Here is an 11,417-nt window from a genome sequence, read left to right on the forward strand (position 1 = left end):
CCGCCGGCGGGGCGGTGGTGCTTTCGACGCCGTTCGAGGGCGCCGAACCCTTCAAGGGCGGCGGCTTCAAGGTGCGGGCTGGCGGGGCGGATCCAACCAGCCTGACCTGCCGGCTGCTGGTCACCGCGTCAGGGCTGTCTTCGCAGGACGTCGCCGCCAGGATCGAAGGCTATCCCGCCGATCGCATCCCCAAGGCCCACTACGGCAAGGGCGTCTACTTCCGGCTGACCGGCAAGGCGCCGTTCCAGCGGCTGATCTATCCGCCGCCGATCCACGGAGCGCTGGGCACCCACTACCGCAACGACCTGGGCGGCCAGGCGGTGTTCGGGCCCGACCTCGACTATGTTCCGGCGCCCGACTATTCGGTCGATCCGGCGCGGGCCGAGGCCTTCGCCGCCTATATCCGCAAGTTCTGGCCGGGCCTGCCCGACGGCGCCCTGACGCCCGACTACGCCGGCGTGCGGCCGAAGCTGCACGGGCCGGACGAGCCGCAGCCCGACTTCCAGCTGCGCGGCGTCGAGGATCACGGGGCCGAGGGGCTGATGGCCCTTTTCGGCATCGAAAGCCCCGGCCTGACCAGCTCCCTGGCGATCGGCGAGGAGGTCGCGGCGCGGTTGGGAGCAACCGTCCCGCTCCCGCGTTGACACCGTCGCCGGGCGCCACGATGGTCCCGGCCCGTAAAGCCGCTCCCGGAGCCCGTCTTGAGCAACATCCTGCACGCCATGCTGGGCAAGGGGCTGGGCGGTCTGGAGCAGGTCTTCCTCGACTATCAACCGATCCTGGAGGCGTGGGCGCAGCGCCATGGCGGGCGCTGCGTGGGCGTCGTGCGCCGAGGCGGTAAGATCGCGGCCGCCCAGGCCGGCCAAACCCCGTTGGCCACCATGCCCGCCCTGACCGACTGGGACCCGCTGACCGTCGGCGCCGCCAAGGCGGTGGTCCGCGCCACGCGGCCGGACCTGATCCTCAGCCACGGTCAGCGTCCCGCCCGGGTCTTCGCCAAGGTCGCGCCGCCGAACGCGGTGCAGGCTGTCTGCGTGCACAAGCCGGCCTTCGATATCCGGCCGGGCGTCCACTACCTGTGCGTCGGCCAGCATCTGGCGCGACTGGCGATCGAGCGCGGCGCGCCGGCGGACCATGTCTACGTCATCCCCAACGCCGTGAAGCCGCCAACCGCCCGGGCCGAGCCTTTCAAGCAAGTCGACGGGCCGATCCGCATCGTCGCGGCCGGGCGGCTGCATCCGAAGAAGGGCTTCGACGTCCTGATCCGCGCGGTCGGCAAGCTGCGCGCCTGGGATCTGGAGGTGGTCTGCGAGATCGCCGGCGAGGGCGGCGAGCGCGGCGCGCTGGAGGGTCTGATCCGCGAGCTCGACCTCGATCCCTGCGTGAAGCTGGTCGGCTGGCGCCAGGACGTGGCCGGCTTCCTGGCGACCGGCGACCTGTTCGCCTTCCCCTCGCACCAGGAGGGCTTCCCGCTGACCCTGCTGGAGGCGATGGCCGTCGGCTTGCCCGTGGTGGCCTCCGAGATCGAGGGACCGATCGAGATGATCCAGGAAGGCGTCAACGGCCGCCTCGTCCCGGAAGACGACGCCGACCGCCTGGCCGAGGCGCTGGGCGAGCTGATCGGCGACCGCGACGGCGCGCGGCGGATGGGCCAGGCGGCTCGCACGCTGGTGCTGGAGGCGTACGGTCCCGAGCAACTGGCGCGACGCTTGGAAGCGGTGCTGGACGGAATGCTTTCGTAGACGGGCTGTAAGGCTTGATGCGAAGCGCGCTTGGGCGTATGACCCCCGTCCGTCCTGGCTATGGCTGGGTAGCTCAGATGGTTAGAGCGGTGGATTCATAACCCACAGGTCGGCGGTTCGATCCCGCCCCCCGCCACCAGGACGGACTGATTTTTCCCCGAAATTCATAGACTTGGAACGCCGCCGCGCGTCGCTCGTTGTCGCGTCATGGCGCGCGCCCCCAAGGTCTTCACGTGGTCGGACGGGTTTCACCGCTACACCGTGGCGGCGACGTCGCGCGCCAAGGCGCTGGCCGCGTGGGAGACCGACCGCGATCTCTTCAAGGAGGGCGTGGCCGCCGAAGCGCCGGACGCGCCGGACGCCAAGGCGGCCCTGGCCGCGCCCGGGGCTGTGATCCGCCGGGCCGAGGGCGGACTGAAGGCGGCGGTCGACAAGCTGCCCAAACCCAAGCCGAAGAAGACTGACGATGGCGCCGAAGCCAAGCGCAAGAAGGCGCTCGCCGAGGCCGAGGCGGCCCTCAACGCGGCGGAGGCCGAGCAGCGGGACGCGAAGGCCGACCTGGAGCAGCGGCGTCGGGCTCTGGACGAGGAGGCCAAGGCGCTGGAGCGATCCTGGACCGCGCGCCGCGCCAAGCTCAGGAAGACGGTGGAAGACCTGCAGCCGCGATAGAAACCGGCGCGTGGCCCCGCAGACCGCGGCGCTCCAGATAGTCGAGCAGCACGGCGGGGTGGTTGGTCTGGACGATGCTGGCGCCCTGGGCGATCAGCCTGCCCCAGGCGCGGTCGGGATTGCGCAGGGCCTGGCGATCGCCCGACTGGTCCAGCACGCCCCGCCAGCCCTTGGCGGCCAGGGTGTTGGTCCAGACGCGGATGCGGGCCGCGCGGGCGGCGTCGCGCACCGCCGCGAAGCCCGGGCCCTTCAGCGCCACGGTTTCGACGGCGGGGATCTGGCGGGCGCCGGACGCCTGGCGAACGATGATGCCCGCGAGGTCTCGAGGCGTCTTGGCGGCCTTGGCCGCGACCATCGGCATGAAGGCCAGGTCCTGGTAGGGCGCCTGATCGGCCAGGGGCGGCGCGCCGAAACGGGCCTTGGCCTTGAACAGCACCCACTCCGTCGCCTCGATGCGGCGGGAGATCGCGGCCGCCTCCGCGGCGTAGGGACCCTTGAGGTCGATGTTCACAAGGATCCGGCCGCGCGCGGCGACGAGAAAGGCTTCCAGCGTCGGCGGCGTTTCGCCCTGGCCGTCCTTCAGGCGCAGCGCCTGGATCCGCGCGAGAGTCAGGTCGGCGACGCGGCCCTTGCCGTCGGTGGTTCGATCGACCTTGGCGTCATGCATGACGATGAGTTGGCCGTCACGGGTGCGGCGGACGTCGATCTCGACCAGATCGACGCCCAGGGCCACGCAGCGTTCCAGCGCGGCCAGGGAGTTTTCCGGAACGGCGTTGTCAAAGCCATGGCCGGGCGCGGCGCGGTGGCAGGCGCGGTGCGCGACCACCAGGACGCCGTCGCCGGGATCGTAGAGACGGTCGCGCAAACCCGCGGCGCAAGCCGGCAGGGCGGCGACGCACAGCGCCAGGACGATCGGGATGGATTGCAGTCGCACGCTCAAGGCTCCCCAGCCTTCAAGCCTATGACCGAGTCACGCGACAGGCGTGCGGCGATCCGGGCTCAGGGATGTGACGGCGCCAAGGCCGTCGCCCCTCATGTGGGGCGTGCGATTTGTGGTCCAAGGAGGCTCTGTTAGCCCGGCCCGCTCAGGCCTTGCGAAAGCCCCGCAGCACGTTGGCCTCGGTGCTCAGCTGGAGCTGGCCGTAGTCGATGCGCGGCGTGTCCGAAAACAGCAGGTAATAGTATTTCATCTGCTCGGACCACCAGTAGCCGGGGCAGTTGTCGCCCTGGGTCATCGGGCGGGTGGTGATGTCCTTGAGCGCCGTATAGCCGAAGGCCGCGCGGCTGGTGGCCTTCATCTCGCGATAGTGGATCGCCGCCAGCTGGCGATAGCGCTCGTCGCGGTCGAGCAGCCACAGGTTCAGGCAGGCGTCGGGATACTCCGGGCGCAGGCCGGTGTGCTTGCGGCGCGGCTGGCGCGTGGCGACGTCGATGGACTCCGGGATCACCCCGAAAGTCGCCTGCATCTCGGTGAAGGAGGCCAGGTAGTCATCGCCCTCGGCCTTGTGGCCCACTTGGCCCAGCAGGCCGGCATAGTAGGCGGCCAGCTCGCTCTGGGCGGTGTTCAGCACCGCGCCGGTCTCATAGTCGACCATCGGGAACCACAGGCGGCCGTCATAGCGCTTGGCCTGGTGGGCCAGTTGGGCGTCCACGCACTCCCGCGCCCAGCGCTTGCAGTCCTGGTCGCCGAACAGCTCCCAGGCGTCCCACAGGTATTCGTAGAAGCTGTCGGCATAGACGTCGATGCTGGCCGAGCGGCTGATGTAAGCGCCGGTCCGGGCGTCGATGTTGGCGGCCATCAGCCCGATGTTCGAGCGCCGATCCAGGGCGTGCTTCATCGCGCGCTTGGCGGCGTCGAAGTAGCGCTTGTCGCCGGTCAGCTGGCCCAGCACGCCGAACTCGGTGATGTAGGTGCCGATCTCGGCGAGGTTGGTCTCGGGATCGCGCACCGCGCCGGTCTTCAGGTTCACATAGCGCCAGGGCAGGCCGTGCGGCGAGGCCTCGAAGGCCTTCATCAGCCGATCGGCCAGGTCCTTGGCCTTGGCCAGCAGCACCGGGTCGCCGCAGGCCAGATGCGCCGAGATCAGGCCGCCGACCAGGCGGATATTGGTCTCGAAGACCTGGGCCTCGCCGTCGACGTCGAAGTCGAGCGAGGTCTTCACCCAGTCGACGCCGGCCTGGAACTCCTCGTCCAGTCCCATGATCCACAGGGTGTCCAGCGCCTCGACCAGGGACAGGCCCAGGTCGTGGCCTTCGATGAAGAACGAGCGCGAGGTCCCGCTGACCGGGTTGATCTCGTCCTTGCCCCAGGCCTTGGCGACATAGCCGCGCCAGGCCCACTGGAACTCGGACCGCACGTCGGCGGCCAGGGCCTTCCAGTCCTCCTTGGCGGCGGCGGCCAGAGCCGGCGCGGACAGGAGCGTGGCGCCCAGCGAGGCCAGGGTCGCGCGGCGCGTGAGTCGAGCAAGGGTCATGCGAAAGCTTATCGACCCGCGCGGGCGGGGAAAAGCGGCCGACCGGGATCACGACATCCCGGCCGGCAAGGCGGCTGGCGGGTGGGGACGCCAGTTTGCTCTTGGAGGGAATGACGACGCCGGCGGGCGGGGGCCGCCATAGGCGGGATCAATTTCCGGTGGACGAAAGGACGGACGCCCTCAGCCCTGGCCCAGCACGCCGCCTTCATGGGCTTCGGGCAGGCGGGCGTTCAGGCGGCAGACGAGACCTTCGGGGCGATAGTCCATGACCGCCTCGCCCTTCAGCTCGCCGCGCAGGCTGCGCTCGATCAGGCGCGAGCCGAAGCCCTTGCGGGTCGGCGGCGAGACCGGCGGCCCGCCGTCCTCGTTCCAGACCACCTCCAACGCGCGTGCTTCCGGATCGTAGGTCCAGCCCAGGCGCACGCGGCCCGCAGCGTTGGACAGGGCGCCGTACTTCAGGGCGTTGGTCGCCAGTTCGTGGAAGGTCAGGGCCATGGTCAGGGCGCCGCCGGGCTGCAGCCAGACCGAAGGGCCCTCGATGCTGACCCGCGCGCCGGCCTCGTCGAACGGCTGCAGGGCGCGCTCGGCCACCTCGCGCAGCTCGGCGCCGTGCCAGCTCTCGCGGGTCAGGATGTCGTGCACGCGCGACAGGCCCAGCAGGCGCGCCTCGAACTTCTCGAAGGCGACGATCGGGTCGGGTTCGTTGCGCAGGGTCTGTGAAGCCATCGACTGGACCGTGGCCAGGGTGTTCTTCACCCGGTGGTTCAGCTCGTTGATCAGCAGGCGCAGCTGGGCCTGGTAGCGGCCTTGCGCGTCCTCGGCCTGCTTGCGGGCGCTGATGTCGGAGATGATCGCCAGGATATAGGCCGGCTGGCCGTCGACCTTGACCATCGAGGCCGTCAGGTGGATCCACAGGTCGCCGCCCGGGATCAGCACCCGACGCTCGGCCGAGCAGGTCTCGGCCTCTCCGGCCAGCAGCTTGGCCGCGCTTTCCATCGTGGCGTCCAGCGAGTCCGGATGCATCAGGTTCTGCAAGGTCGCGCCCAGCAGGGTCTCGCGGTCGCGGCGCAGCAGGGCGCAGAAGGCGTCGTTGGCTTCCAGCACCGCGCCGGTCGGGGTCAGGCGCGCGACGCCCATCGCCGCCTGGTCGAAGACCGCGCGGTAGCGGGCCTCGGCCGCTTCCAGCTTCAGGCGGGCCTGGATGTTGGCGGTGACCACCTCGGTGTAGAGCACCAGGCCGCCGATCTCGCCGCCGTCGGTGCGCCAGGGCGCCATCGACCAGCGGATCCACTCGGTGCGGCCGTCGCGATCGACATAGGGGTCGCCCTCGTGATGCAGCTCGACGCCTTCGGCCAGGACGCGGGCGTGCAGGTCGCGCCACTTCTGGGGGATCTCGGGAAAGGCGTCGTAGTGCCGCCGGCCGATCAGCGGCATGTCGGCGGGCAGATGCTGATCGGTCAGGTACTGCCGCGAGGCCGCCAGATAGCGCATCTGGCTGTCGAAGATGGCGATGCCCAGCGGCGCGTGCTTCAGCGCGGTGGTCACGCTGGGCGACGCGGACAGAGGCGGAGCGTCTTCGATCATCCCGGTCATCGTATCGGCGTCGGAGCCCGTTCGGCTGGCTTTACCGTGAGTAATCCGTAACGCGGTTCACGTCATCCCGTTACCGGAAACACGCGGGTCTGCTTGACGACGCCATAGGCGAAGCTGGTGTCGATCGAGGCGATGCCCGGGATGGCGTGCAGCTTGCGGCGCATGAAGTCTTCATAGGCTTCCAGGCTGTCGACGATCACCCGCAGCAGATAGTCGTCGCCGCCGGCCAGCAGGAAGCAGTCCAGGATCTGGTCGATCCGCGCGACTGCCGCCTCGAAGCCCTGGATCAGGTCCTGGCCGTGGCGATCCAGCCGCACCCGGACGAAGACGGTGATCGGCAGGCCGTAGGCCTTCTGGTCGACGAGGGCGGTGTAGCCCCTGATTACGCCTTCGGCCTCGAGGTTGCGCACCCGGCGCAGGCAGGGCGAGGGCGAGAGATTCACCCGCTCGGCCAGCTCCTGGTTGGTCAGGCGGCCATCCTTCTGAAGTTCGCGGATGATCTGGCGATCCTTGGCGTCCATGGGCGGTCTCTTGAGCAGAATCTGCCAAAACAGAAACCCATCGTGGCAGACTTCGCAATCCGCGGCGTCGCATCCAGGCTCACAGTGGCCGCAAAAGGGAGCGACCCATGCGCGGCGATCAAGGCGGCTTTTCCACCCGGGCCATCCACGCGGGCTATGATCCCGCCGAGGAACACGGGGCGCTGACCCCGCCGGTCCACCTGACCTCGACCTTCGCCTTCGAGAGCGCCGAGGCCGGCGGCGAGATGTTCGCCGGGACGCGGGAAGGGCACTTCTATTCGCGCATCTCCAACCCGACCACCGACCTTCTGGAGCGGCGCCTGGCCAGTCTGGAAGGCGGCGAGGCGGCGGTGGCGACGGCCTCGGGGATGGGGGCGATCACGGCGGTGCTGTGGAGCTTCCTGCAGGCCGGTGACGAGGTGATCACCGACCAGACGCTTTACGGGTGCACCTTCGCCTTCATGCGCGACGGCCTGACCCGCTTTGGCGTCACCGTGCGCCAGGTGGACATGACCGATCCGCGGGCGCTGGAGGCGGCGATCTCGGACAAGACGCGGATCGTCTATTTCGAGACCCCGGCCAATCCGAACATGCGCCTCGTCGATATCGCCGCGATCAGCGCGATCGCCCGGGCGGCCGGCGCCAAGGTGGTGGTCGACAACACCTACGCCACGCCGGTGGTCACCCGCCCGCTGAGCCTGGGGGCCGACATCGTCGTCCACTCGGCCACCAAGTATCTGGGCGGTCACGGCGACCTGGTGGGCGGGATCGCCGTCGGCGGCGTCGAGGACATGCGCCGCGTGCGCCTGGTGGGCGTCAAGGACATGACCGGCGCGGTGATGTCGCCGTTCACCGCCTTCCTGGTGCTGCGGGGCCTGAAGACCCTGTCGCTGCGCATGGCCCGCCATGGCGAGAGCGCCCTTGCCGTCGCGCGCTGGCTGGAGACGCATCCGGCGGTCGCGGCCGTGTTCTATCCGGGCCTGGCCGGCTTTCCGCAGCACATGCTGGCGGCGCGGCAGATGGCGCACGGCGGCGGCATGATGGCCTTCGAGCTGAAGGGCGGCCACGCGGCGGGCGTGGCGATGATGAACCGCCTGACCCTGATCCGTCGCGCCGTTTCGCTGGGCGACGCCGAAACGCTGATCCAGCATCCGGCCAGCATGACCCACTCGACCTACACGCCGCGGGAGCGCGCCGAGGCCGGCATCGGTGAGGGGCTGGTGCGTCTGTCGGTCGGGCTGGAGGACGTGGCCGACATTCTGGCGGATCTGGAGATGGCGCTGGAGCCCGAGCGCATCGTGGCGCTCGCTTAAGGGCGCGGTCGCACTCCGGAAACCTTCATTTTCCACCGCCGATTAACCGCGTCGTGCGCTTATCCAAGACATGGCGAAACCTGCTGTTGAGAGCGACCGGCGAAGCGGCGCGCGGCTGCCCACGAACCGCTCGGGCAAGGTCCTGTGCGGGGCCTTCGCCTGGGACTGCGTGATCCGCGATCTCTCGCCCCAGGGCGCCAAGGTTCAGATGCTGGCCAGCGCCGCGCCGCCCAGCCAGGCCCAACTGGTCGACCTGGTCGCTGGTCAGGCCCACGACGTGATGGTGGCTTGGCAGAAGGAGCGCGAGGTGGGGATGCGGATCGTGCGAACCTACGACCTGCGCGGCCTGGCCCCCGCCGCCGTTGGAACCGCCAAGCGCATCTGGCAGGCCTTCCGCGCCGAAGCGCCGACGGGCTGAATCCTGCCCCCAGACATGACAAAGACCTCGGTTGAGCGGGCCGAGGTCTCGTCATGTCGTTTGAACTGGCTGTCGCCCCCTTAGGCGACTTCGGTCCGCTGGGCTTCGTCGGCCATGGCGCGGACCAGGTCGAGCACCTGGCGGCGGACGCGGCCGCGACCGATGCGCGGGAACACCTCGGCCAGTTCCAGGCCTTCCGGCGTGGTCAGGAACTCCTGCACCACCTTTTCGGCGTGCTGGGTGGTGGCGTCGATCTCGGCGCCGCTCATCGGATCGGCCAGACCTTCGAAGAAGAACGAGACCGGGACCTGCAGGGTCTTGGCGATGTCGTACAGCTTGCTGGCGCTGACGCGATTGGCGCCGCGCTCGTATTTCTGGACCTGCTGGAAGGTCAGCCCCAAGGAGTCCGCAAGCTGTTCCTGGCTCACGCCCATCAGCTTACGGCGCATCCGCACCCGGCCGCCCACATGCAGGTCGACGGGGTTGGGGCGTCGGCCTTCGGTATCTTCGCTCATCTGTAAATCCGCCTCCAACGGTTGTTCGGGCAAAATGACACGACCGTGACGTCGGTGGAAGCGAGCGTGGCCTGGGCGCGGCGTTAGGTCGCGATGGCGAAGCTTGTCGTGCGAGGGGCGCAAAATGGCGTGGAGGCCGCGTTCGGCCTTTGACTGTCCACGTCCTCTGCGCCGCGAGGGACGGGATTCTGGATCAGCGCCGCAGGCGGTGGCCGGCCGGCTGGGGTCATGACCGACAGCGAGGTTGGCGCCGAGGTCGCTATAGGGGCGGCTGTGAGGCGGCTAGGCTCATTGGCGCCAAGGTCAGAAGCTGTGGGGCGATAATCAATCAGCTCTTTAAAGAAATCAGGGCGGTTATGAAGCTGAATCGCCCCTGGATCTTATAAGTTTACTTAGTAACCTGGGGTTGTTTGGGGGCCTATTGTCGCGCCAATCCCATAATTTACCTTATCTTCACCACAAATAACGACGTTATTCAGGCCCGGAAGGTGGGCAGTTCAAGAAGAGCGATGGGCCATCCATGAAATTCAAGCTCCGCACCCCCCTTGGCGGCGACGCCGCGAGCAAGCTCGACGCGCTGGACAAGTCTCTGGCGATGATCGAATTCGACACGAAGGGCACGATCCTCGCGGCCAACGCGAACTTCTGCAAAGCCCTGGGCTACGAGGCGCGCGAGATCATCGGCAAGCACCACAGCCTGTTCGTTGAGCCCGACTACGCCGCGAGCCAAGCTTACCGGGACTTCTGGTCTCAGCTCGCCCGGGGAGAGTTCGACGCGCGCGAATATCTGCGCGTGGGCAAGGGCGGCCGGGAGGTCTGGATCCAGGCTTCCTACAATCCTGTGAAGAACGCGGCGGGCCAAGTGACCAAGGTTCTGAAGGTCGCCACCGACATCACCGCGCAGAAAGAAGCCGAGGCCGAGCGGGCGGCGAAGCTCGCCGCTGTGGAGCGGGTGCAAGCCACGATCGAGTTCACGACCGAGGGCGTCATCCTGAACGCCAACGAGAATTTTCTCAGCGTGGTCGGTTACAGCCTCTCGGAGATCAAGGGCAAGCATCACAGCATGTTTGTCGATCCGACCTATGCGCAGTCTCCGGCCTATGCGGAGTTCTGGCGCAAGCTGAACGCCGGCGAGTTCGTGGCCGAGGAATTCAAGCGGATCGGCAAGGGTGGCAAGGCGGTCTGGATCCAGGCCTCCTACAACCCGGTGTTCGACGCCAAGGGGCGCGTGGCGAAGGTCGTCAAGTTCGCCACCGAAGTGACGGGGCGCGTCAATGCGGTCGATCAGATCGCTCTCGCCTTGGAGCGTCTGGCCGCGAACGACCTGAGCTATCGCATGCCCGCCGCGATCGACGCGCAGTTCGCTCGCGTGCGAGACGACTTCAACAGCGCCGTGCAGGCGCTGGACGAGACCATCGGCGCGGTCGCCATGACCACGCAAAACGTCAACGCCGGCGCCAATGAAATCTCCACCGCGTCGGACGACCTGTCTCGCCGGACCGAACAACAGGCGGCCAGCCTCGAGGAAACCGCCGCGGCGCTGGACGAGATCACGGCCACGGTGGGACGCAGCGCCGAGGGCGCCAAGCGCGCTTCGGAGGCGGCCTCGGGCGCGCGTGTCGACGCGGCGAAATCCGGAGAGATCGTGAGCGAAGCGGTTATGGCGATGGACGGGATCGAGGAGAGCTCGTCCCAGATCAATCAGATCATCGGCGTCATCGACGAAATCGCGTTCCAGACCAATTTGCTGGCGCTGAACGCTGGCGTCGAAGCCGCCCGAGCCGGGGAGGCGGGGCGAGGGTTCGCGGTCGTCGCTCAGGAAGTTCGCGCCCTGGCCCAACGGTCGGCGGACGCGGCCAAGGAGATCAAGGTCCTGATCGCCAACAGCTCCGCTCAGGTCGATCGCGGCGTGAAGCTTGTCGGCGAGACCGGGCGCGCCCTGACCTCGATCTCGGGCAAGGTCAGCGAGATCGACGCCCTGATCAGCGAGATCGCGCAGTCATCGCGCGAGCAGGCCACGGGGCTCGGCGAGGTCAACGTCGCGGTCAATCAGATGGATCAGGTCACCCAGCAGAACGCGGCGATGGTCGAAGAAGCGACCGCGGCGGCGGCGAACCTGCGCACGGAAGCCGCCGAGCTGGAGCGGCTGATCACCCGCTTCAATATCTCGGC

The 11,417-nt window shown here is 68.5% G+C and carries 11 protein-coding genes and 1 tRNA gene; 7 read left to right on the forward strand and 5 right to left on the reverse strand.

Annotation, left to right across the window (positions count from 1 at the left end):
• The 4 genes from Q0379_RS06550 to Q0379_RS06565 all read left to right on the forward strand — a co-directional run.
• The coding region (locus tag Q0379_RS06550; protein WP_299005960.1) for an FAD-dependent oxidoreductase at nt 1–644 on the forward strand (644 nt) is incomplete at its 5' end.
• A 57-nt stretch (nt 645–701) separates the two neighbouring features.
• Complete coding sequence (locus Q0379_RS06555) at nt 702–1,742, forward strand: glycosyltransferase (RefSeq protein ID WP_299005963.1); 1,041 nt, start codon at nt 702–704, stop codon at nt 1,740–1,742.
• 62 nt (nt 1,743–1,804) lie between these two features.
• Nucleotides 1,805–1,881 (forward strand) — tRNA-Met (locus tag Q0379_RS06560).
• Between the two features lie 68 nt (nt 1,882–1,949).
• A complete protein-coding gene (locus tag Q0379_RS06565) occupies nt 1,950–2,411 on the forward strand; it encodes a hypothetical protein (RefSeq protein WP_299005966.1) in 462 nt (153 codons plus the stop codon).
• Here Q0379_RS06565 and Q0379_RS06570 read toward each other — a convergent pair.
• The 4 genes from Q0379_RS06570 to Q0379_RS06585 all read right to left on the reverse strand — a co-directional run bounded on the left by Q0379_RS06570 (nt 2,377) and on the right by Q0379_RS06585 (nt 6,999).
• Nucleotides 2,377–3,345, reverse strand: coding sequence for a glycerophosphodiester phosphodiesterase family protein (locus tag Q0379_RS06570; RefSeq protein ID WP_299005969.1), 969 nt, complete (start codon nt 3,343–3,345; stop codon nt 2,377–2,379). The genes Q0379_RS06565 and Q0379_RS06570 overlap by 35 nt on opposite strands.
• 151 nt (nt 3,346–3,496) lie before the next feature.
• Entirely contained in the window at nt 3,497–4,885 is a 1,389-nt protein-coding gene (locus Q0379_RS06575) for a glycoside hydrolase family 47 protein (protein ID WP_299005972.1), read from the reverse strand.
• Nucleotides 4,886–5,065: 180 nt separating this feature from the next.
• On the reverse strand, nt 5,066–6,469 hold the full coding sequence (locus tag Q0379_RS06580; RefSeq protein ID WP_299005975.1) for an HWE histidine kinase domain-containing protein: 1,404 nt from the start codon (nt 6,467–6,469) through the stop codon (nt 5,066–5,068).
• Between the two features lie 71 nt (nt 6,470–6,540).
• On the reverse strand, nt 6,541–6,999 hold the full coding sequence (locus Q0379_RS06585) for an Lrp/AsnC family transcriptional regulator (RefSeq protein WP_299005979.1): 459 nt from the start codon (nt 6,997–6,999) through the stop codon (nt 6,541–6,543).
• A gap of 107 nt (nt 7,000–7,106) precedes the next feature.
• Here Q0379_RS06585 and Q0379_RS06590 point away from each other — a divergent pair, with 107 nt between their 5' ends.
• Nucleotides 7,107–8,312, forward strand: coding sequence for a methionine gamma-lyase (locus Q0379_RS06590; RefSeq protein WP_299005981.1), 1,206 nt, complete (start codon nt 7,107–7,109; stop codon nt 8,310–8,312).
• Nucleotides 8,313–8,382: 70 nt separating this feature from the next.
• The gene (locus Q0379_RS06595; RefSeq protein ID WP_299005982.1) at nt 8,383–8,730 is read left to right on the forward strand and encodes a PilZ domain-containing protein; all 348 of its coding nucleotides are present in this window, start codon (nt 8,383–8,385) and stop codon (nt 8,728–8,730) included.
• A gap of 80 nt (nt 8,731–8,810) precedes the next feature.
• Here the strand turns inward: Q0379_RS06595 and Q0379_RS06600 are convergent, their stop codons facing one another.
• Complete coding sequence (locus Q0379_RS06600) at nt 8,811–9,245, reverse strand: helix-turn-helix domain-containing protein (RefSeq protein WP_099538199.1); 435 nt, start codon at nt 9,243–9,245, stop codon at nt 8,811–8,813.
• Nucleotides 9,246–9,765: 520 nt separating this feature from the next.
• Here Q0379_RS06600 and Q0379_RS06605 point away from each other — a divergent pair.
• Nucleotides 9,766–11,417 (forward strand): PAS domain-containing methyl-accepting chemotaxis protein (locus tag Q0379_RS06605; RefSeq protein WP_299005987.1); only part of this gene is annotated, 1,652 nt, incomplete at its 3' end.

The organism is uncultured Caulobacter sp. (assembly GCF_937900395.1).
Lineage (GTDB): Bacteria > Pseudomonadota > Alphaproteobacteria > Caulobacterales > Caulobacteraceae > Caulobacter.

Coding starts and splice junctions, on each gene's coding strand:
- Q0379_RS06565 (WP_299005966.1), top strand. CDS start 1,950: ATGGCGCGCGCCCCCAAGGTCTTCACGTGGTCGGACGGGTTTCACCGC.
- Q0379_RS06575 (WP_299005972.1), bottom strand. CDS start 4,885: ATGACCCTTGCTCGACTCACGCGCCGCGCGACCCTGGCCTCGCTGGGC.
- Q0379_RS06580 (WP_299005975.1), bottom strand. CDS start 6,469: ATGATCGAAGACGCTCCGCCTCTGTCCGCGTCGCCCAGCGTGACCACC.
- Q0379_RS06585 (WP_299005979.1), bottom strand. CDS start 6,999: ATGGACGCCAAGGATCGCCAGATCATCCGCGAACTTCAGAAGGATGGC.
- Q0379_RS06590 (WP_299005981.1), top strand. CDS start 7,107: ATGCGCGGCGATCAAGGCGGCTTTTCCACCCGGGCCATCCACGCGGGC.
- Q0379_RS06595 (WP_299005982.1), top strand. CDS start 8,383: ATGGCGAAACCTGCTGTTGAGAGCGACCGGCGAAGCGGCGCGCGGCTG.
- Q0379_RS06600 (WP_099538199.1), bottom strand. CDS start 9,245: ATGAGCGAAGATACCGAAGGCCGACGCCCCAACCCCGTCGACCTGCAT.